The sequence below is a fragment of the Pseudomonas sp. P4_D7 genome, from assembly GCF_056401755.1.
In genome coordinates, this window is sequence record NZ_JBFUIR010000014.1 from 14,458 (window position 1) to 36,540 (window position 22,083).

Consider the following 22,083-nt stretch of genomic DNA (forward strand, 5'->3'; position numbering starts at 1 on the left):
TGCCCGGAACCGCCGCCCTTGGGCGCGCCCATCAGAGCAGGAGTTGCCCATGCCCGAAATCCCCTCGCCCAGCGCCGTCGATGTCGTGACTCAACTGGTGACCGGCCCTTCACTGCGAGAAGTTGCGTCGAAAACGCTGCGCCCCGCGCTCAGGACGCTGTATCCCGACCTCGATCTCGACCCGCAGCTGGCCATGGTCGTAAGACCGACCTGGGTCATTGAAGATGATCGGGTCGTCCCCGGTCGCCACCTGATCGAATCGCTGACCGACACCCTGGTACGCCTGGGCCTCTCCGGCACGACTGTGGCGTATCTCGACGGTGAGCATTATCTGACCTTGCAGCCCGACCTGCCGTCCGCCATCCAGCTGCCGGTGAAAATCAGCGCGATCGGTAAGCTGCTCAATGAGCTGGCACCGTTGCTGTTCATCGCCTACAAGGAACACCAGGTCAATTACTGGGATGATTTCACCTACCCAGGGCAGCCGCGCTGGCAGCAGATGTCACAGGCCCTGCGCAATTTGTGGAAGGTCGACGCGAACCCTGGCTGGGATGCCGACCAGCGCGCCATGGCCGAAGCGCTTTATAAATACCCGGACAAACACCAGCGACTGCCCACCGACAAATACAAGACCCGCGCCTGCCTGATTGATCTTGACCGTGGCGAGGGTGACGAGCAGAAGCATGTGACCCTGCTCGATACCGCGGTACTGATCGGCACCGATGACAAGCGCACCTTGATCATGACCCACTCGGTGCTGCAGGGCTTCGAGAGTTTTCAATCGCTGGAAAAACTCGGCGAAGCCCTGCCGCGTCGTTATTGGCAAGGTGCCTCCGGTGCCGGGTTGAAATGGCGACTGGTCGAACCACAGGGCCATTTCTTCGACTATCAAGCCTGCACACTGGTCGCCCTGGAAGCCGAGGCGCTGGGCGCGATCAATTATTTTCAGGGTTCGAGTTCCAGCGAGCTATATCCGCACACCGGGACTGTCGGCAATCCGCGAGAGCCGACACCGCGCCTCAAACCTCATATCGCTCGCCTGCGTCCGATGCTGCCAGAATGGCTCGACAGCGCCTCTCCCGCCGATCAAACCCGTTACAGCCGGCATCTGCTGGATCTGACGATGGTGCAGCACACGAACAAGGGAAAATCATTTCAAAGCGAAGTCATCAGCCTGCAAGCGTTCACCCGTGATGCCCTGAAACAACAGATAGCCAAGGATCATCCGCAAGCCGGCGAGGTGAGGATCGATGACATCGAGATCAGCATCACCAGCCTGGTGGTCTGGGGCACATTTGTCTTTCCGGGTAACACGCAGACCAAGACGCTGTCGCTCATTGAACTCGCGCTGCAGAACCTCGCGGGGCAGCCAGCCGGCAACAAAACCGTACGTTACAAGGATGGCGGCGTGTTGCCTGAGTGGATGACCGCAAGCTACCTGCAACAACTGGTCAGCAGCGTCGATATCGGCCAGACCTACCCGGCGTACCTGCAAAACCTGCTGATTGACAACAATGAGCAGGCGTCGGCAGTGCAAGCACTTTATGCCAGCCAGTTGCCCATCGAGCTGCCGCTGCTGGCGTTACAGCACAAAATACAGGGCAAGACCGGCATCACTGAGCAGGGTTATCGCTATGTGGTTGCCGCGCTGGCAAACACCGGCGATGAGCGTCATGTCGATCGCGATGAAATCGTCATTCGCCCGCTGGGGTTCGTGGCCCATCGCAGTCGATCACAGGCCGACATCGTCAACAACATGTTCGTCATCGGCCCGCGCGAGGCGGACAAAGGGCCGTGCCTGCTTTATCGACCACTGTTCGAAACGGCACTGATGCAATTTCCCTCACACGCCAACCTGTTTTACGAGATCCAGCACTCACAGGAGCTGCGCGAATCGGTCCTGGCCTGGTTGCCGGACGATGTGCGCTTCAAGTACAGCCAGTTCGTCTTCACCGCCCGATTGCCTTCAGTCTGGACTATCCCGCAATTGCTGGTGAACCCCTTCACCGCCCTCGACATGTCCGGCCCCGTTGCGCTGGCGACCGCAACGATTGAACACGATGTACTGGCGACCCTGCATAACAGCAACGTGCAGGCTGTCATCACCCAGGCCGATCGGCAATCGGTCTCTGATGCAGAAGCACGCTGGGCAACGCTCAAACACGGCGGTTGGATGCTGTTCAACGCGGCGTTGCCATTCCTCGGGCGCAGCGTCGGCACGGCAGCGTGGATCTGGCAGATCATGGACGACCTGCAAGAGATCAGCGACGAGGCCAATGAGCAATCCGGCAAGCTTGCCTGGACAGCCCTCACCGACATTCTCCTGGCCTTGGGCATGGTGCTCGCCCATCGCGCAGCGGTCGGCGACAAGCCATTCAGCGAGTCGATCCCGCAGGAAGAACCCACCGCCACCGTCACCACCGAACTCGTCGTCAGCAAACCGTTGCAGTTGCCGGACGTCTCCAGCACTGCACTGCCCATTGCGCATGAGATGGTGGTCAACCCCTTCACGGCGCTGAAACGATCCCCGGTCGCACTCGCAGCGCTGCTCGACAGTTTTCAGATCGCCAAACCCAAAGGCATCGGCGATGCCGCCACCGAGGGCACACACAGGCATCTTTATCCCCGCCAACAACAGTGGTTCGCTCCCGTAGGCCAGCGCTGGTTCGAAGTCATGCTCAATGAGCACGCCGAGGTGCAGATCATTGACTCGCGCCAGCAACCGCCGCGCAACGGGCCGCAACTGACCCGCACGGCCAACGGCCAATGGGTGGTCGACCTTCGCTTGCGCCTGCGAGGCGGCGGACTCGACAGCGCACTTGAGGCCGTTCAGGACGTGAGCAAAATGGACGCCAGGCAACTGACTGCCGAAATCAGTGCGTTCGACGTAACGATGAAAGCCAAGCAGATTCAGCGTGATGCTGACCACAAAGCCTTCAACGATGCGGTCGGGCAAGCACGAGGACCGGCACGCGAGCACTATCTGGCAACGCTAGACGCACAGCTCAAGGCGTACGGCGCGAATATTGAACAGATCAAGGCGTTGAATCAGAAAGAGCCGATTCCGAACTACCGGACCGTCATGATTGAGCGCCTGCAAATGCAGCTGTTTCTCGGGCAGGAATGGCTCGACCTGCATTCCGCCGTATTTCAGACTGACCTGAAGGCCATGCAGACAATGCTTGCCGATGAAGCCGGTTTCATCGCGCAGGCGTTTGTTCAGACCTTTGAAAGAATGACCCTCCAGACCCAGGCCATCATTGAAAAAACAGAGTTGGCCAATAGCCGTTTTGACGAACTGATGTTGTTGGGAAAAGATGCCGTCAAAATTATTCCAACCTACCGCAAGGCATTGCCGAAATATGATCTGAACGACCTCAAGCTTTTGCAGATCAGTCTTGGCCAGGAAATTTGCATCAAGGCCGGTACGACAGCGGACGCCGCCAATGCCTATCAGGCACTCGCCAGTCTCGTCGAAGACGCCGCGTTGAGTATCCAGAGCACGCTGAATCTGACCGAGGATGAAAGCCTCGACAACCTGCGCGAACGCATCGATGTCCTGAGCAATGTGGCCGAACAGTTTTCCGCCATCGATCAGCGCTTTGGTGATCTGCTCATCGACTACCCCGAACAGATCAACACTGAGCGACTGCAGCATGTGCGTAAACGGGTAAACGGGTTCAGGGCGCGCACGGATGTAAAACTGGCCGAGTTGCTGCACTTCAAGCACCTGCTGGGACCGACACCGGGGCCTTCGAAGGCGAGATCATCAACGCGCCAGATCATCAAAACCCAATCCAGAGGCACGGTAGTCGGCAATCGAAAAAAACGCATCAAGGGGCAAAAATCCGACCAGGTGGAAGTACGAACCACCCTGACGGGTGTCATCGCCACATTCCAGGAAGAGTCACCCGGTGTCTGGGTAGAACAGCGCACGGCAAAGACCCGCCAACCCAAGGCCCATTCTTCCGTGAGTGCCAGCAGCCGTGCCGGCCAGGCGCTGATCGACGGCCTGGATGCATTCCACCAACGTATCGAGGCTCACCTCAAACGAGGGCGGCGGATACCTGTCGAGGTCGAGGAGGAATACCACAAGCATGCCGCTGTCTTGCGCGAAGCCAATGCGGCGATTGATGAAGCATTGACCGCCAGTAATCTGACCGCAGACTTCAAAAAGCCGACCGAAGAAATCAGCCACAAGCTTGACGAGGCCGCTAACGCCCTTGACGAAAAAGGCACCAGCATTCGCATCGGACTGGTCAAACAACAACCACCGACTGCGGCGGGGGTGCAGTGGCTCAAAGAAAAAGGTGAAGTAACGGTTTCCAAAACCATTACCCGTCGCCGGCTCAAAGGCCACTCGAGGGGTTTTCTCGACGAATACGAAGTACGCGATGCCCACACCGGCAAGGTGCTGTGTTACGCACACTTCCACTACAGCAGTGTCGACGCTCCCGTCGCTTCGTTCACCGCCGGTCATATGAAAACAGTCGCGCAACGACACATCGGCGGTTCCCACGAGCCGAGCGATCCCACCAGTTCGCAGCTCCTCGAAATCCATCGCAGCGAGATTTCACGACAGTCAGCCGAGCATCTGTTCTTCACGCCTGCCAAACCTGCCGCAAGCGCTTCAGTGCCGCTGTAATGTCAGGTTCAGGGACGGCGGCAAAGCCCAGGACCAGCCCGGCGCGCTGGTCCAGCGGTGTAGTGGAGTCCGGCAGCCAGTAACTGCTCAAGCCGTTGATCTCCACGTCAACGCCTGCTGCCTGCGCAATCAACTGCTGCTCGCGTTCGATGCTTGTTACGGCCACGGTCAGGTGCAGCCCGGCGGAAACGGCGGGCAAATCTCCAACACCGGCAATGGCGGTCGGCCAACCGTGGAGCAAGGTATTGCGACGGCTGAGGGCGGCGCGGCGCATGCGCCGGATATGCCGCTGGAAATGCCCGGCCGCCATGAACTCGGCCATCACCGCTTGGGTACTGACCTCGGAATGGCGGACATCCACCGCGCGGCGTTGCGAGAAGGCATCGACCAGCGCCGGCGGCAGCACCAGATAACCGAGGCGCAATGCCGGAAAGGCAACTTTGCCGAAAGTACCGACATACAGCACTCGCCCCTGTCGATCGAGTGCCGCCAACGGCGCCAGCGGCGCACCGGTGTAGCGGTATTCGCCATCGTAGTCGTCCTCGACGATCCAGCCTTGGTTGCGCTCGGCCCAGGCGAGCAGTTCGAGGCGCCGCGCAAGACTCATCACCACGCCTGTCGGGTACTGATGAGAGGGCGTGACATACGCTACCCGACAGTCCCCGGTGGCCGACAACGCCGAGCAGTCCATGCCCTCCTCGTCCACGGCAATCCCGTGCAAACGAGCGCCTGCCACCGCGAACGCATGACCGGCCGCGCGGTAACCCGGATTCTCGATCGCCACACCGTCGCCCGGCTCCACCAGCAGCTGTGCACAAAGACTAATGCCTTGCTGTGCGCCGCTGGTGATCACAATTTGCTCAGGCGAGCACTGCATGCCGCGCGAACTGCGCAAATAGGCAGCGATCATTGCACGCAGGCGCGCATCGCCGGACGGATCGCCATAGCACAGTTGCTCCAGATCCGGTTTGCGCCAGAAAGCCGCATTCAGCTTGGCCCACACCTCGAACGGGAACAGATCAAACGCCGGAACCCCGACGCGAAAGGCTCGCGGTGGACCGCTCGGTGGCTTGGACAAATGGTTGTTTTCAATGCGCGAAAAACTATCGCTGTGGATAACTTTACTGGATGAAATTACAGGTAAATCCAGCCAATTTGTGGATAAGGCTGTGGGTAAGCCTGTTGAAAACCCTGTGGATACTTTTGTGGATAATTTTTTCGCAGGGCTCGCTACCGGCATCAATTGTGCGACGTAGGTGCCATCGCCTACCCGCCCTTCGATAAAGCCTTCGGCATACAGTTGATCGTAGGCGCGCACCACGCTGTTGCGGGAAATCCCCAACGCCGCCGCCAGATCGCGACTGGCCGGCAACCGCGTGCCGCTCGCCAGTCGCCCGTCCAGTACCCGCAGGCGCAACGCCTGATACAGCTGACGACTCAAACCCTGGCGGCGATCAAGCTCGATCCCGGCAGGGTTGAACGGCATGGATAACAGCGGCGAATCGGGCATGGCAATGGACCTATGAAATTGGTCATCAATGGCTCTTACAACAGACCAATAGCCTGCCTAGGATGCTGGCATTCGCCAAGGAAAATCTGCCCATGTACACGCCACGCGCCTTTGCCATCGAAGAATTGTCCCAACTGCACGAACTGATTCTCGCCACCCGCCTCGCCATTCTGGTGAGCCATGGCGAAAGCGGCTTGCAGGCCAGCCATGTGCCGGTACTGCTGCATTGCGAACAGGGCGAGTACGGCACGCTCTACGGGCACCTGGCCCGCGCCAACCCACAGTGGAAAGACCTGCGCGACGGCGCCGAAGCCATGCTGATCTTCGCCGGCGCCGATGCCTACGTCAGCCCGGGCTTTTACCCGAGCAAGGCCGAACACGGCAAAGTCGTGCCGACCTGGAACTACATCGCCGTGCACGCTTATGGCCACGCCGAAACCTTCAGCGATGGCGGACGCCTGCTCGACATTGTCAGCACCCTCACCGACCGGCATGAGGCCGGCCGCGCCCAGCCGTGGTCGGTCGCCGACGCGCCTGCCGATTACATCGACGGCATGCTCAAGGCGATTGTCGGTTTCGCCATTCCCATCGACCGCCTCGAAGGCAAGCGCAAACTCAGCCAGAACCGCAGCGCCGAAGACATTGCCGGCGTGCGCGAAGGCCTGGCCGCCAGCCCGGACATCAATGATCAAACCCTCGCCCGATTGATGCGCTAAGGAAATCCCCCATGAGTCAGATCGACATTCGCCCGGTCAGCGCCGACGACCACGCCGCCTGGCTGCCGCTATGGCAGGCCTACCTGCGTTTCTACAACACCGAACTGCCGGACGCTGTGACGCACAGCACCTGGCAGCGCTTTCTCGACCCGAACGAACCGACCCACGCCGCCCTCGCCTGGGCTGGCGGTAAAGCGGTAGGCATGGTGCATTACATCTATCATCGTTCGAACTGGAGCATCGAAAACTCCTGCTACCTGCAGGACTTGCTGGTGATCCCGGAGACCCGGGGCACCGGCGTCGGCCGCCGGTTGATCGAACACGTCTACGCCACCGCCAAGGCTGACGGCTGCTGCAAGGTTCATTGGTTGACCCACGAAACCAACGCCACAGCGATCCAGCTCTACGAGCGTATCGCCGAACGCCCGGGCTTCATCCAGTTTCGCCAAGCCCTTTAAGGAGACGCACGCATGATCGCTTCACTCGCTGACTGGAAAGGCGTCCCCGCCCCCACTGCCACCTTGCTTGAAGGGCGTTTTATTCGTCTGGAAAGACTCGACCCGGCGCGCCACGGTGACCAGCTGTTCGCCGCACTCGAAGGCCCCGGTGCCGACCCGAAACTCTGGGATTATTTGCCCTACGGCCCGTTCCCGGAACGCAGCGTTTTCGACGCTTGGCTGAACAACCACGCGGCCGCCAGCGACCCGTATTTCTTCAGCGTCGTCGATCGCGCCAGCGGTCAGGTACAAGGCATCCTTAGCCTGATGTCGATTGTCCCGGCCCAGGGCCGTATCGAAATCGGCCACGTCACCTTCGGCGCGCCGATGCAGCGCTCGCCGAGAAGCACCGAAGCGGTGTACCTGTTGGCCAAATATTCCTTCGACCTCGGCTACCGCCGCCTCGAATGGAAATGCAATAACGGCAACGCCCGCTCCAAATACGCTGCCGAACGTCTGGGCTTCAGCTTCGAAGGGGTGTTCCGCCAGCACATGGTGGTCAAGGGCCAGAATCGTGATACCGCGTGGTACTCGATTCTGGATGACGAGTGGCCGGCAATTGCGGCAGGTTTCGAGCGGTGGCTGTCGGATGAAAATCAGACGCCCGACGGGCAGGTGAAAGGTTTGGTCGAGTGCCGTTCCTGATTATCTGAAAAGCAAAAGATCGCAGCCTGCGGCAGCTCCTACACGGTGAATTTAAATCCCACGCAGGAGTGGCCGCAGGCTGCGATCTTTTGATCTGCGGCTACTCCAGTTTCTGCGCCAGCACCGCAATGTGCTCCGGCCCGATCCCGCAGCAACCGCCCAAATGGCTCGCACCGCGCTGCTGCCAGTCAATCGCCCAGTGCAAGTAACCCGGCGGATCCAGGTCATCGCGCAGCGGATCAAGTCCGTCATTGGCCGTAGCTTCTTTTGGCTGCGGCGGAAACGCATTGGCATAGGCACCAAGGTGAATTTTCGCCCCCAGACGCTCGAAGGTGTCACGCGCGGCATCAATCGCGGCACCGATCACTTCCGGCTGACTGCAATTGAACAACAACGTCTCGACGCCCAACTCAGCCGCCACCGCAGCCGCCTCGGCGACTGGCTCACCCGAGCGCAGGCGCGGCACTTCATCGGTGTCTTCGTCCTTCAAGGTGAACGACAACCAGAACGGTTTGCCATCCTTCGGCAACCCGGCGTGAATGGCACGCGCCTCGATGATCGAGCTCTGGGTTTCCGCCAGCCACAGATCAACGTGCGGGGCCAGACCATTGACCAACGGCGCCAGCAACTCGGTCACTCGTGCGGCCTCGAACAGATCCGGACGATATGAGCCGAACAGCGGCGGCAATGAGCCGGCCACCCGCACGGATTTCCCCGAGGCCTGCACCGCACGTCGCGCCAGCTCACCGGCCAACGCGGCCAGCGCCTGCCCTTCTGCGGCGAAACGCTCTTCGCCAATATGGAACGGCACCACGGCATAACTGTTGGTGGTAATCACATTGGCGCCACTGGCGATATAAGCGGCATGCACCCCCTCAACCGCTTGCGGCGCCTCGCTCAACGCCAGCGCCGACCACTCCGGCTGACGAAATGGCGCCCCGGCGCGCTGCAACTCACGGCCCATACCGCCATCGAGAATAATCGTGCTTCCTGCGCCCATATGCTTTTCACTCATATGCTTATGAAAATAACTCACTATCAGAGTCGTTCTTATAACTATTTAATACGCACCATTCCGTTAAAAACAACCTCTTTTTTACCCAGGGATCGACTGTGAAATTTAAACCGCTACTGGCCCTGGGCCTGACGATTCTGGCCGCTTCCACTCAAGCCTTTGCTGGCGCCACGCTGGATCGTATCGAGCAGAAAAAAGAACTGGTCGGCGTGCTGATGGAAAGCTATCCACCGTTCTCGTTTCTCAATGACCAGAATCAGCTTGATGGCTTCGATGTGGACGTCGCTAAGGCCGTGGCTGACAAGTTGGGCGTGAAGTTGCGACTGGAAACACCGTCCTGGGACGTCATTGCCGCCGGCCGCTGGAGCGGGCGTTACGATATCTGCATCTGCTCGATGACACCGAGCAAGGCCCGCGCCGAAGTGTTCGATTTCCCGGTCGAGTACTACGCCTCGCCCGCAGTGATCGTAGTCAACGCCAAGGATGATCGGATTCACGCTGCCAAGGATCTGAGTGGCAAAAAAGTCGGCCTCACCAGCGCGTCCAGTTACGAAAGTTATCTGAACAAGAACCTGGTCATCGAAGGTGCCGAAGACAAGCAGTTGCAGTACCCGTTCGAAGATGTGCAGATCGCGCCGTACGACACCGACAACGTTGCCTTCCAGGATTTGGGCCTGGGCGCCGGCGTGCGTCTGGATGCAATCCTCACCAACCTCGTCACCGCGCAGCCACGCCTGAACGAAGACAAACGCTTCAAACTGGCCGGCGCGCCGCTGTATTCGGAACCGAACTCGGTGGCCATCGAAAAAGGTGACGCGCAATGGGATGCCAAAGTGCGCGAGGTGTTCGCGCAACTGAAACAGGACGGCACCCTGAGCAAGCTGTCGCAAAAATGGATCGGTGCTGATATCAGCCAATGACTTCTTTCCCGACACCGCCACAGCCACCACAACCGGTGGCTGAATCACGCCTGCAACGCCTGTTCGGTTTTCGTACGCGGCTGTACCTGACATGGGCGGCGCTGTTCTGCCTGTTCGCCGGGTTCTTCCTGAGCTTCGACCTGAAGTTCTCGATCATCCTCGACAAACTGCCCAACCTGGTCGGTTTGCACCTGGCGCCCAACGGCTTTCTGCAAGGCGCGGCGCTGACGCTTTTCCTGTGTATGTGCTCGATTGTCGCCTCGTCCCTGCTGGGCTTCATCACGGCATTGGCGCGCCTGTCGAAAAGCGCCGTGGCGTTCGGTATCGCCAGCTTCTACACCTCGTTCTTTCGCGGCACGCCACTGCTCATTCAGATCCTGTTGATCTACCTCGGCTTGCCACAACTGGGCATCGTGCCTGGCGCCATTGTCGCGGGCATCATTGCCCTGTCGTTGAACTACGGCGCCTATCTCAGCGAAATCTTCCGCGCCGGCATCCTCGGGGTCGACCACGGCCAGCGTGAAGCTTCGCTGGCATTGGGGATGCGCGAGACGGTGATTTTCTGGCGCATCACCCTGCCGCAAGCCATGCGCACGATCATCCCGCCCACCACCAACCAGTTCATCTCGATGCTCAAGGACTCGTCGCTGATCTCGGTGATGGGGGTCTGGGAAGTGATGTTTCTCGCCCAGTCATACGGGCGCTCAAGCTACCGCTATATCGAAATGCTGACGACGGCGGCGATCATTTACTGGCTGATGTCGATTGGCCTGGAGTTGATTCAGGCACGCATGGAGCGGCATTACGGCAAGGCTTACGTGCGTCGCGATCAGTGACTCATCACCTCAAAGACATCATTCTGTAAAAACCCTTCGCTATACAGGACGGCCCGCTTATAACAAAAAGGCCGTCCGACCATGCCGTTCCCGCCCCAGCGTCTGTCTCTCGCCATTGCCCTGTTGATCACCGCCACGGCAGCCCACGGCAAAACCGTGCAGATCGACACCGCCACCACGGCAGCGCAAACGCTGGGAGGCAGCGATACGCTGACGATTTCCGCACCGGGCAGCATCACCAACAGCGGCAAGGCCGTGAGCCTGAAAGACAAGACCAGTGGTGCGGGTGTGGTGATCGATAACGCCGGCAAAATCGTGTCCAGCGGTGGCCGGGCCATCGACAGCAGCGGCGACCTGACCCAGGCGCGCAACTACACGATCTACAACCGCAGCGGCGGGCAGATTCTCGGCGCCAACGACGCCTTGCGCATCGACAGCAACTTCGTCAGCGGCAGCCTGTTAATCGACAACAGCGGTGTGATTCGCTCCACTACCGGCCAAGGCCTGGATCTGGATGCGCTGCGCAGCGACGGGGTGAAAACCACCATTATCAACCGCGCCGACGGGCTGATTCGCGGCGACGCCAGCGACGGCATGAAGACCGGGGCCAACGCGACCATTACCAACTACGGCGAGATTTCCACCGGCGATTCGCACAATGCCGACGAGAAGTTCGATGGCATCGATATTGACTCCGCGAGCGGCGTTAGCGTGACCAACTACGGAGTGATTTCCGGCGGCCGGCATGGCATCACCACCGACCTCGGCGCGACACTGATCAACTACGGGCAGATCACCGGCCGCAATGGTTCCGGGTTCGGTTCCGACGGCGATGGCACGGTGATTAACCACGGCACCATCACTGGCGCTTACTCAGGCTTGCAAGCGAACGGTGACGGCGATGGCGTGGACATCGACAAGATCGCCCACATCGAAAACTACGGGACCATTCAGGGCGTCGGTGCAGGTGGTGTCGACAAGGGCGGTTTCGCCAACGGCAGCGAAGGTATTGCCCTCGGTGGTGGCTACATACTCAACGCCAGCAACGCGTTGATCAGCGGTGCCGACAGCGCCATTCTGGTGGACGATGGCAGCGGCGGTTTGGGGCTGGCGGCGACCACCCTGGAAAACTTCGGCACCATCCAAGGCCTCAACGGTTTTGGCGTGAAGTTCGTCGGTGAGTTCGCCGACAACGTCATCAACGGCGGCACGATCAGCGGCAGCAATGGCCTGGCGCTGGATCTGGGCAGCGGCAACGACAGCCTGACCTTGCGCAATGGCAGTCGCTTTGTCGGCGTGGTGGATGGCGGCAGCGGTTACGACCGCGTGGTGATGGAGGACGCGGCCGGTGGCAGCTTCGGCGCCAGTCGCAACTTCGAATGGCTGGAGGTCAAGCAAGGCGCGTGGACGCTGTCCGGCAGTGGCGATTTCAGCGACGGCGGCGCGGTGCGCAACGGCGCCACCCTGATCAACCAAGGCAGCATCACTGGCAACCTGACCGTCGACGCTGGCGGTGTGTATGCCGGTGGCGGTTCGGTGGGCAATCTCAACGTCAACGGCACGCTACGCACGGACACCGGACTCGGCCGCGCCACCATCGTTCACGACTTGAACATGGGCAGCGCCGGCACCCTCGCCTACGGCGTCAATGCCGACGGCAGCAGCGCGCCGGTACAGGTCGGCGGCATCGCCAACCTCAACGGTGCAACGCTCGCCGTCAATCCCGGCAGCGGCACCTATCCCTGGCAGAGCCACTACACCGTACTGCAAGCGGCGCAGGTCAACGGCACCTTCGGCAAGGTCAGCAGCGACTACGCATTCCTGACGCCGACTCTCGCCTACACACCCACGCAAGTCGATCTGACCTACACCCGCAATGATGTGGCGTTCAATGAGTTCGCCACGACTGGCAACGGCACAAACGCCGCCAACAGCCTCGCCTCAATCGGCAAAGGCAACGCCTTGTACAACGCCTTGCTCAATACCAGCCAAAGCAGCGCCGGCGCGGCGATCGAGCAACTGGCCGGTGCCAGCAATGCCAACCTGACCAGCGCCACCCTCGGCGCCAGCAGTCAGGTCGGCAGCAGCATGCTCTCGGCGATGCAGCAAATGGGCGCCAGCCCGGGACTGATGGTCGGTCTCGATCAGCGCGACACCCCCGTGCTGGCAGCCAATGGCGTGCCGTCCGAAGCACGCAACCTGAATGACCCGAACGCTCGCGGCCGGCTCTGGCTGCAAGGCATCGGCGGCTACGGCAAGCTCGATGGCGAACATGGCAGCAGTGGTCTGGAACAACGCACCAAGGGCAGCGTGCTGGGTGCCGACTGGTCGCTGAATGCAGCATGGCGGCTGGGCGTACTCGGTGGCTATTCGAAAACCGATCTGGACGCGACCGGCGTCGACGGCAACGTCGAGAGCTGGCACGCCGGCGTCTACGCGCTGCACCAGAACGGCCCGATCGCTTTGCGCCTCGGCGCGGCGTACAGCGGCCATCAGGGCGAAAGCAAACGCACCATCGCCTTCAATGGTTTCAGCGACCGCCCGAAAGGCGACTACGACGCCGATAGCCAGCAAGCCTTCGCCGAACTCGGCTATGCCATGGGCAGCGGCCGCCTCAGCGCCGAACCATTCGCCAGCCTCGGTTATCAGCGCTACCACCGCGACAGCTATAAGGAAAAAGGTGGCGCCGCCGCACTGCAAGTCGACAGCCAGACCCAGGACAACTTCAGCAGCACCTTCGGCCTGCGCCTAGCGCACCTGAGCAGCCTGGACAACGGCATGAGCGTGACCCCGCGCATGGCCGCTGGCTGGAAACACACCTATGGCGATGTCAGCAGCTCGACTCGTCAGGCGTTTGTGACTGGCGGCACGGCGTTCAGTGTCGATGGCAGCTCGCTGGATCGCGACAGCCTGGTGCTGGAGGCCGGTCTGGATGTGGGGATCTCGGCGCGGCACACGCTGGGTGTGGGATACAGCGGTGAGATCGGCAGCAACAGCCGCAATCACGGTTTGATCGGGCAGTGGCAGATGAGCTTTTGAGGGTTGAACAGCCGGCGGGGTCTTGAATGGTTGTAGGAAAAGGGAACGCTGCAACCGAGTAAAAATCCTGGTTGCGGATCTCGCGGTCATTTTCTACAAAACGATGCGATGTCGCCTGCAAGCCTGCGGGAAGCAGCCGACATCGGATTTTTTGGGGCATCAATAGAGTTGGGTCTCCTGCTAACCGAGGCTCGACTCAATGACCATTCGACACACGTTCAAACCAAAACATCTGGCTTTGGCCATTTCGCTGGCGCTGGGTTGCGTAGCGGTTGCCAACGCTCAGCAACCCTCTGAAGTCGCTGATTCAACCGCAGTAGCGGATGTCACTGAATTGTCCGAAACCAGCCCTAAAAAAATGGCGCTTGAACGACTGAAGGGATTTCTCACCGACCCAAGTACGGTGCCCATCGCTTTTAAAACCCCTAAAGAAACGTTTAAAGGTACCGCTGTAAACGATCTGATCACGCTCACGGACGGCGCAAGCTTTACCGGCCTGCTGGATGGTGGCGGGGGAGATAACGTCCTGTTCCTGGATGCAGCGGCAGGCGGCGAGCTGAAAGACACACGTAATTTCAACGGCCTGTTCCTCAGCCGGGGCGATTGGGCGCTGAGTTCCAAGGGAGACTTCAAGGAGGGCGTGCTGGTCAACAGCGGTACCACGTTGACCAACCTGGGGAGCATTAAGGGCGACGTGTATGTCGAGAGCGGTGGCAGCTTTGCCGGTAAAGGTGTGGTGGGAAGCCTGGAGGTCGCCGGCCTGCTCACCGTCAATGAGGTGCTAGGCAGCCCGCGCGTGAAAGGCGACTTGCGCTTGTCCCCGACCGCCGAACTGGCTTACGAGGTCACCCCCGGTGGCAGTCAAACGATCAAGGTTGATGGCACCGCCAAGCTGGAAGGCGCCACCCTGAAAGTCGTTGCAGGTCCGGGAGAATATCCGCAAAGCAGACAGTACAAAATCCTCGAAGCGGGCAAGGTAGAAGGCGAATTCGGTACGGTCGTTAGCGACCTCGCCTTCATGACAGCCACTGCGCAATACAACAAAAAGTCCGTCGGGCTGACTTACGCCCGTAACGGTAAGCCGCTTTCGAGCGCTGCCACGACAGCCAACACTCGTGCCGCTGCCGAGGCCATTGTCGATCCAACAGCACCTCCGCCATCAGTGACAACAACGCCATTGACGGCGTCTGCACCAGCTCCAATTTCTGTTCCTGTCCCGACTTCAGCGCCGACTCCCACTGCAGAGTCCGTCCCATCGCCAATGCCGGACGAACCTCTTACTGCGCAAGTTAACGAGACCGCCGAACCGCCCGCACCTGCGCCTATAAAACCTGCAAACGCAGCAGTCGCCGCGCTTCTGACCAGCGACAAAACCACCGCACCGGTCGCCCTCGAACAACTCGCCGCCGGCAGCAATGCAAACCTCGCCAAAGCCACGCTGAGCAGCATCACTCCCGTAAGCGCGAGCATGCTTTCGGCCATGCAGCAACTGAACAGCCGTTACGGTTCTGCCTACAGTTCCGGCAACTCGCCGCGTCAGGCCGCCGGCGCTGCCGATTCCGGGCGCGTGTGGATTCAGGCGCTTGGCCATGGTGGCAAAGTCGACCGCAACTTCGACAGCACCCTCAAACACGCTACCCAAGGCCTGGTCATGGGCGCCGACTGGCGGCTCAACGAGCAATGGCATGTCGGCCTGGTCGGCGGTAAATCGCAGACCAGACTCGATGCCCGGCAATACGATGGCGACCTCGACAGCTGGCACCTCGGTGCCTACGCCGCACGTCAGGACGGCCCCTTCTCGCTGCGTCTCGGGGCGACCTACGCCAGTCATGACGGCGCCAGTAAACGTCGCGTGGCCTTCAACGGCTTCAGCGATCGCCTCAAGGGCAACTATGACGCCAACACCCAACAAGCCTTTGCCGAACTGGCGGTCAACATCGGCCGGCACAACGCGACGCTCGAACCGTTCGCCAGCGTCGGCTATCAGCGCTATCAACGCGACAGCTACCGCGAAAACGGCGGGGATGCGGCGCTGAAAGTCTTCGGACAAACCCGCGACAACCTCAGCAGTACCTTTGGCCTGCGCACGGCGAAAATCAATCGGCTGGACAACGGCATGACGCTGACACCGCGATTCAGTGCCGGCTGGAAACACACCTTTGGCGAGATCGAAAGCGACACCCGCCAGCAACTGGTCAAGGGTGGCAAACGCTTTGAAATTGCCGGTGCCGCGCTGGATCGCAACAGCCTGTCGGTGGATGCCGGCCTCGATCTCGGGCTGTCTGCCAATCACACGGTCGGTGTGGGTCTCACGGGTGAAATGGCCACTGACAGCCGCACTCATGGCGTAATGGGCCAATGGCGCATGGCGTTCTGACGGATTGAACATCGTCACTGTGGGAGCGAGCCTGCTCGCGAATGCGATCGGTCAGTTGAATAAATATCGACTGACACTCCTCTTCGCGAGCAGGCTCGCTCCCACATAGGCCTCATGTGATGCAGACAAATTCCGGATGAAAAAAAAGGGGAGCACATGCCCCCCCGAGGTTTAAAACGTTGGATCGCGGCCGTTATCTCAGCCTTCGATCTCGATCAGAATTTCACCCGGATTGACCCGATCACCCTTGGCCACATGAATGGCGGTTACCTTGCCGGCAATCGCTGCCTGGACTTCGGTTTCCATCTTCATCGCTTCGGTGATCAGCACAGCCTGGCCGGCCTTGACGGTATCGCCCTCCTTGACCAGCACATCAACGATGTTGCCCGGCATGGTGGTGCTGACGTGGCCCGGTGCAGAGGCTTGCTTACGCTTGCTGCTGCCACCGCCGACGAATTCGTTGAGCGGTTCGAACACCACTTCTTCCGGCATGCCGTCGATGGACAGGTAGAAGTGACGCTTGCCTTCAGCTTTGACGCCGACACCGGTGATGTCGACGCGGTAAGTTTCGCCGTGAACGTCGATGACGAACTCGGTCGGCACGCCTTCGCCGCCCGCCTTGGTCACACCGCCCGCTTCCGGAATCGGCAGCAGTACTTCAGGGGTCAGGGTGCCGGCAGCACGCTCTTCGAGGAACTTGCGGCCGATGTCCGGGAACATCGCAAAGGTCAGCACGTCTTCTTCGGACTTGGCCAAGGCGCCGATATCAGCACGCAACTTGGTCATTTCCGGCTTGAGCAGATCGGCCGGACGCACGTCGATGACTTCTTCGCTGCCGATCGCCTGGCGACGCAGCTTCTCGTTGACCACGCCCGGCGCCTTGCCGTAACCGCCCTGCAGGTACAGCTTCACTTCGTTGGTGATGGTCTTGTAGCGCTCGCCGGCCAGCACGTTGAAGAACGCCTGGGTGCCGACGATTTGCGAAGTCGGGGTCACCAGTGGCGGGAAGCCGAGGTCCTCACGCACGCGTGGGATTTCCGCCAGCACTTCGGCCATGCGGTTAAGGGCGCCCTGCTCTTTCAACTGGTTGGCGAGGTTGGAGATCATCCCGCCCGGCACCTGGTTGACTTGCACGCGGGTGTCGACGGCGGTGAACTCGCTTTCGAACTGGTGGTACTTCTTGCGTACGGCGTAGAAGTACAGACCGATCTCTTGCAGCAGTTCGAGGTTCAGACCGGTGTCGTACTCGGTGCCCTTGAGTGCTGCAACCATCGACTCGGTGCCTGGGTGGCTGGTGCCCGAAGCGAAGCTGGAGATCGCGGTGTCGATATGATCGGCGCCGTTTTCGATCGCCTTGAGCTGGCACATGGTCGCCAGACCGGCCGTGTCGTGGGAGTGGATGAACACCGGCAGCGATTGCTCGGCTTTCAACGCGCGAACCAGTTCGCCAGTGGCGTACGGAGTCAGCAGGCCGGCCATGTCCTTGATCGCCACCGAGTCGCAACCCATGGCTTCCATCTGCTTGGCCTGCGTGACGAACGCATCGATGGTGTGCACCGGGCTGGTGGTGTAAGCGATGGTGCCTTGCGCATGTTTGCCGGCAGCCTTCACCGCCTCGATCGCCACGCGCAGGTTACGCACGTCGTTCATCGCATCGAAGATGCGGAACACGTCGATGCCGTTGACCGCAGCTTTGGCGACGAAGGCTTTGACCACGTCGTCGCTGTAGTGGCGGTAGCCCAGCAGGTTCTGCCCGCGCAGAAGCATTTGCAGGCGCGTGTTAGGCAGCGCCGCGCGCAGTTGGCGCAGACGCTCCCACGGGTCTTCTTTCAGGAAGCGTACGCAGGCGTCGAACGTCGCGCCGCCCCAGCACTCCAGCGACCAGTAGCCGACTTTGTCGAGCTTGTCGCAGATCGGCAGCATATCTTCGGTGCGCATGCGGGTGGCGAGCAGCGATTGGTGAGCGTCGCGCAGGATGGTATCGGTGACAAAGATCTTCTTGGACATTGTTGTATTCCTCACAGGCCTGCGTGGGCGGCGATGGCGGCGGCGATGGCCAGGGCCAGCTCTTCGGGTTTGCGCTTGATCGAGTAGTTGGTCAGTTCAGGGTGGCTTTCAACGAAGCTGGTATTGAACTGGCCGCTACGGAATTCCGGGTTGCGCAGGATTTCCTGGTAGTACGCGGCGGTGGTCTTCACACCTTGCAGACGCATGTCGTCGAGGGCGCGCAGGCCACGGTCCATCGCCTCTTCCCAGGTCAGCGCCCAGACCACAAGCTTCAGGCACATCGAATCGTAGAACGGCGGAATGGTGTAGCCGGTATAGATCGCTGTGTCGGTGCGCACACCCGGTCCGCCGGGGGCGTAATAACGGGTGATCTTGCCGAAGCTCGGCAGAAAGTTGTTCTTCGGGTCTTCGGCGTTGATGCGGAACTGCAACGCGAAACCCCGGTGCTGAATGTCTTCCTGCTTCACCGACAACGGCAGGCCGGAGGCGATGCGAATCTGTTCGCGGACGATGTCGATCCCGGTGATTTCTTCGGTGATGGTGTGCTCCACCTGCACCCGGGTATTCATCTCCATGAAGTACACCTCGCCCTCGGCGAGCAGGAACTCCACGGTACCGGCGTTCTCGTAACCGACAGCCTTGGCCGCACGCACCGACAGGTCGCCGATGTAGGCGCGCTGTTCCGGGGTCAGTTGCGGACTCGGGGCGATTTCGATGAGTTTCTGGTTGCGGCGCTGGATCGAGCAATCACGCTCGAACAGGTGCACGACATTGCCGAAGCTGTCGCCGAGAATCTGCGCTTCGATGTGCTTGGGGTTAACGATGCATTTTTCCAGAAACACTTCGGCCGAACCGAAGGCCTTGGTCGCTTCGGAAATCACCCGAGGGAAATTCTGTTCGAGTTCTTCGCGGCTGTTGCAGCGACGGATACCGCGACCGCCACCACCGGAAGTGGCTTTGAGCATCACCGGGTAACCGATGCGGTCGCCCTCGGCCAAGGCTTCTTCGATGTCGGCGACGTTACCTTCGGTGCCCGGCGTCACCGGTACACCGGCCTTGATCATGCTGCGCCGGGCTTCGGTCTTGTCGCCCATGCGGCGAATGACTTCCGCCGACGGGCCAATGAATTTGATGCCGCGCTCGGCGCAGATGTCTGCCAGCTCGGCATTTTCCGAAAGGAAACCGTAACCGGGGTGCAACGCATCGCAGCCGGTTTCAACCGCCAGGTTCACCAGCTTGCGCGGGTTCAGGTAACCCGCCAGTGGCTCGGCACCGATGCTGTGGGCCTCGTCCGCGCGTTTCACATGCAGCGCATGGCGGTCGGCGTCGGAAAAAATCGCAACCGAGCGAATGCCCATTTCGGCGCAGGCTCGCACGATTCGTACGGCAATCTCACCACGGTTGGCGATCAGGATCTTTGTTATCACTTGGAGGTTCCCTTGAGCCGGTGGCACCACGACCTGCTAGACCCAGGTCGACGCGTGACCAAATGTTTCAATTCAGTCGCAGGTCCACACTAGCGCTCATGAGGGATTAACAAAAATGAATAAAAATTGGGTTAGCCATAAGCAAAGACTTATAGTTGAACGATCAGCCTGCCATCAGAGCCTATAAGAAATGCGTAAGTCATTGATGCGTATGACATTGCGTCAGTTGCAAATCTTCAATGAAGTGTGTGATTTACGCTCTTACAGCCGCGCAGCCGAGGAAATGTCGCTCACACAACCGGCCGTCAGCCTACAGATTCGTCAGCTCGAAGAGCTGATCGGGCAGCCATTATTCGATTACGTCGGCAAAAAACTCTACATGACCGAGGCCGCCGAAGCACTTCAGCGCGCCAGCCGGGACATCTTCGGGCGTCTGGAAAACCTCGATATGCAGCTGTCCGACATGCAGGGTTCGCTGCAGGGCCAATTGAAGCTGGCGGTGGAATCCAGCGCCAAATACTTCGTGCCGCACCTGTTCGCCGCGTTCAAGCGTCAGCACCCGGAAGTGAATCTGCAACTGACCGTGGTCAACCGTGGCCAGGTGATTCGCAGGCTGTCCGACAACCGCGACGATCTGGTGATCATGTCGATGGTGCCGCAGGACATGGGTCTGGAATTCCTGCCGTTCCTCAACAACCCGATTGTTGCCGTGGCGCGCCCGGATCACCCGCTGGCACACATGGGTCCGCTGCGGTTACAGGATCTGGAACCCTACACGCTGCTGATCCGCGAGCCCGGCTCGGGCACACGATTGGCCTGCGAAGAGTACTTCAAAGAGAAACGCGTGCACTTCACCCAGACTCAGGAAGTGGCCTCGGCCGAAGCTCAGCGTGAATGTGTGCAGGCGGGTCTGGGCCTGGCGCTGTTGACGCGCCACGCCCTGAACCTGGAGCTGGCGACCGGCGGCCTCGTCGAGTTGCCGGTCGAGGAATTGCCGCTATTCCGTAGCTGGTGTCTGGTGCAAGCCAAGGCCAAACGCTTGTCACCGGTGGCACACGCCTTCCTGGCGTTTATCCGCAGCGAACGGGTGCAGATCAGCGCGCTGGTTGAGCGCTTCGACGGGAAGCTGCGGGTGCTGCCTGCCAATGGTTGATCTCGGGAAAATCGCCGATTTCGGCTTGTAGCTGGCGAAGTTCGAAGCGATCTTCGATAGCGCGGCGAAACTCCATGCGGCGCTGGTCTTCCTGCTGACGACGGGTTTTCGCGGCGCTGTTGCGTTCTTCGTAGGGCTGAGCCATTTCGAGTCTCCCAAGGCGATTACGGGAGTTTCACCATAGGCGGGAGGGATGACGGTTTGGCTGCGCGGGGATGACAGTGCGATGAAACTTGCGCAGGGTTGTGGTGTTTTTGTGGACGCCTTCGCGAGCAGGCTCGCTCCCACATCTGATCTCGGTATGACACAGAATCTGTGTTCACAGGAAATCCCCTGTGGGAGCGAGCCTGCTCGCGATTACTTAGATAACTTCAGTCATCCAGCGCTTTCACGGCTTTCGGCGACAAGCGCAAGCTGCGCAGACTGCGCTTCACGCTCTTCAGGTGATTGACCAGACTCGGCCCACGCGCCATCGCCACGCCCATCGCCAGCACGTCAATCACTACCAGGTGAGCAATACGCGAAGTCAGCGGCGTATAGATTTCGGTGTCTTCGTGCACATCGATTGCCAGATTGACGGTCGACAGTTCGGCCAACGGCGTCTGGCTCGGGCACAGAGTAATCAGCGAAGCGCCGCTCTCACGCACCAGATTGGCGGTAATCAGCAGGTCCTTGGAACGCCCCGACTGGGAAATGCAGATCGCCACATCGGTCGGTTTCAACGTCACCGCCGACATCGCCTGCATGTGCGGATCGGAATACGCCGCCGCCGTCAGCAGCAAACGGAAGAACTTGTGCTGCGCATCCGCCGCCACCGCGCCCGACGCGCCGAAGCCGTAGAACTCGACGCGCTGCGCCTGCGACATCAGTGTCACCGCACGCTGCAACTCAACCGGATCGAGCTTCTCGCGAACCTCCATCAAGGTGTGCAACGTGGTGTCGAAGATCTTCAGGCTGTAGTCGGCGACCGAGTCGTCTTCATGGATCGCGAACTGGCCGAAGCTGGCACCGGCCGCGAGGCTTTGCGCTAACTTCAGTTTGAGATCCTGAAAACCGGAGCAACCAATGGCGCGACAGAAGCGCACGATGGTCGGCTCGCTGATGCCAACGCTGTGGGCCAGGTCGGCCATGGAACTGTGCATCACCGCCGCAGGGTCAAGCAGCACGTGGTCGGCGACCTTGAGCTCCGACTTGCGTAACAGGTGACGTGACTGGGCGATGTGTTGCAGCAGATTCAAGGGGCTGGACTCTTCTTATGGGCAAGGATGTAGCACGCTTGTAGTTATACTACATGAA

General features: G+C 60.2%; 15 protein-coding genes. 9 read left to right on the plus strand and 6 right to left on the minus strand.

Annotation, left to right across the window (positions count from 1 at the left end):
• Window positions 1-49: 49 nt before the first annotated feature.
• Entirely contained in the window at window positions 50-4,645 is a 4,596-nt protein-coding gene (locus AC1DVF_RS11325) for a dermonecrotic toxin domain-containing protein (protein WP_477782466.1), read from the plus strand.
• Here AC1DVF_RS11325 and pdxR read toward each other — a convergent pair.
• Entirely contained in the window at window positions 4,602-6,155 is a 1,554-nt protein-coding gene (gene pdxR / locus AC1DVF_RS11330; protein ID WP_477782467.1) for a MocR-like pyridoxine biosynthesis transcription factor PdxR, read from the minus strand. The genes AC1DVF_RS11325 and pdxR overlap by 44 nt on opposite strands.
• Before the next feature lie 92 nt (window positions 6,156-6,247).
• Here pdxR and AC1DVF_RS11335 point away from each other — a divergent pair, with 92 nt between their 5' ends.
• From AC1DVF_RS11335 to AC1DVF_RS11345, 3 genes are read left to right on the plus strand one after another with little or no spacing between them, the layout of a single operon-like run.
• Window positions 6,248-6,871: an FMN-binding negative transcriptional regulator gene (locus AC1DVF_RS11335; RefSeq protein ID WP_093429613.1), complete on the plus strand. Its 624-nt coding sequence runs from the start codon at window positions 6,248-6,250 to the stop codon at window positions 6,869-6,871.
• 11 nt (window positions 6,872-6,882) lie between these two features.
• Window positions 6,883-7,329 carry a GNAT family N-acetyltransferase gene (locus tag AC1DVF_RS11340; RefSeq protein ID WP_093429612.1) on the plus strand — a complete coding sequence of 149 codons (447 nt, stop codon included), beginning with the start codon at window positions 6,883-6,885 and terminating at the stop codon, window positions 7,327-7,329.
• 12 nt (window positions 7,330-7,341) lie between these two features.
• On the plus strand, window positions 7,342-8,013 hold the full coding sequence (locus tag AC1DVF_RS11345) for a GNAT family N-acetyltransferase (protein ID WP_477782468.1): 672 nt from the start codon (window positions 7,342-7,344) through the stop codon (window positions 8,011-8,013).
• Between the two features lie 100 nt (window positions 8,014-8,113).
• Here the strand turns inward: AC1DVF_RS11345 and AC1DVF_RS11350 are convergent, their stop codons facing one another.
• Window positions 8,114-9,013 carry a homocysteine S-methyltransferase family protein gene (locus tag AC1DVF_RS11350; protein WP_093429610.1) on the minus strand — a complete coding sequence of 300 codons (900 nt, stop codon included), beginning with the start codon at window positions 9,011-9,013 and terminating at the stop codon, window positions 8,114-8,116.
• A gap of 113 nt (window positions 9,014-9,126) precedes the next feature.
• On the opposite strand from AC1DVF_RS11350, the gene AC1DVF_RS11355 reads away from it, so the two are divergent.
• The 4 genes from AC1DVF_RS11355 (at window position 9,127) to AC1DVF_RS11370 (ending at window position 16,200) form a co-directional block, all read left to right on the plus strand.
• Window positions 9,127-9,948 (plus strand): ABC transporter substrate-binding protein, encoded by an 822-nt coding sequence (locus tag AC1DVF_RS11355; protein ID WP_099757552.1) that lies wholly within the window; start codon window positions 9,127-9,129, stop codon window positions 9,946-9,948.
• Window positions 9,945-10,784, plus strand: a complete 840-nt coding sequence (locus tag AC1DVF_RS11360; protein WP_099757553.1) for an amino acid ABC transporter permease — start codon at window positions 9,945-9,947, stop codon at window positions 10,782-10,784. The genes AC1DVF_RS11355 and AC1DVF_RS11360 overlap by 4 nt, the downstream gene beginning before the upstream one ends.
• A gap of 81 nt (window positions 10,785-10,865) precedes the next feature.
• Window positions 10,866-13,823, plus strand: a complete 2,958-nt coding sequence (locus tag AC1DVF_RS11365; RefSeq protein ID WP_477782469.1) for an autotransporter outer membrane beta-barrel domain-containing protein — start codon at window positions 10,866-10,868, stop codon at window positions 13,821-13,823.
• A gap of 199 nt (window positions 13,824-14,022) precedes the next feature.
• A complete protein-coding gene (locus AC1DVF_RS11370) occupies window positions 14,023-16,200 on the plus strand; it encodes an autotransporter domain-containing protein (RefSeq protein ID WP_460130434.1) in 2,178 nt (725 codons plus the stop codon).
• Between the two features lie 198 nt (window positions 16,201-16,398).
• On the opposite strand, the gene oadA is transcribed toward AC1DVF_RS11370, so the two are convergent.
• Both oadA and AC1DVF_RS11380 read right to left on the minus strand, forming a co-directional pair.
• Window positions 16,399-18,207, minus strand: coding sequence for a sodium-extruding oxaloacetate decarboxylase subunit alpha (gene oadA, locus AC1DVF_RS11375; RefSeq protein WP_476334852.1), 1,809 nt, complete (start codon window positions 18,205-18,207; stop codon window positions 16,399-16,401).
• Window positions 18,208-18,218: 11 nt separating this feature from the next.
• Window positions 18,219-19,634, minus strand: coding sequence for an acetyl-CoA carboxylase biotin carboxylase subunit (locus tag AC1DVF_RS11380; protein WP_025112637.1), 1,416 nt, complete (start codon window positions 19,632-19,634; stop codon window positions 18,219-18,221).
• 190 nt (window positions 19,635-19,824) lie between these two features.
• On the opposite strand from AC1DVF_RS11380, the gene AC1DVF_RS11385 reads away from it, so the two are divergent.
• On the plus strand, window positions 19,825-20,787 hold the full coding sequence (locus AC1DVF_RS11385; protein WP_093429604.1) for a LysR family transcriptional regulator: 963 nt from the start codon (window positions 19,825-19,827) through the stop codon (window positions 20,785-20,787).
• On the opposite strand, the gene AC1DVF_RS11390 is transcribed toward AC1DVF_RS11385, so the two are convergent.
• Together AC1DVF_RS11390 and hexR are read right to left on the minus strand one after the other, a co-directional pair.
• Window positions 20,729-20,932, minus strand: coding sequence for a PA3496 family putative envelope integrity protein (locus tag AC1DVF_RS11390; protein WP_095188667.1), 204 nt, complete (start codon window positions 20,930-20,932; stop codon window positions 20,729-20,731). The genes AC1DVF_RS11385 and AC1DVF_RS11390 overlap by 59 nt on opposite strands.
• A gap of 226 nt (window positions 20,933-21,158) precedes the next feature.
• Entirely contained in the window at window positions 21,159-22,025 is an 867-nt protein-coding gene (gene hexR, locus AC1DVF_RS11395; protein WP_007962240.1) for a transcriptional regulator HexR, read from the minus strand.
• Window positions 22,026-22,083: the final 58 nt, after the last annotated feature.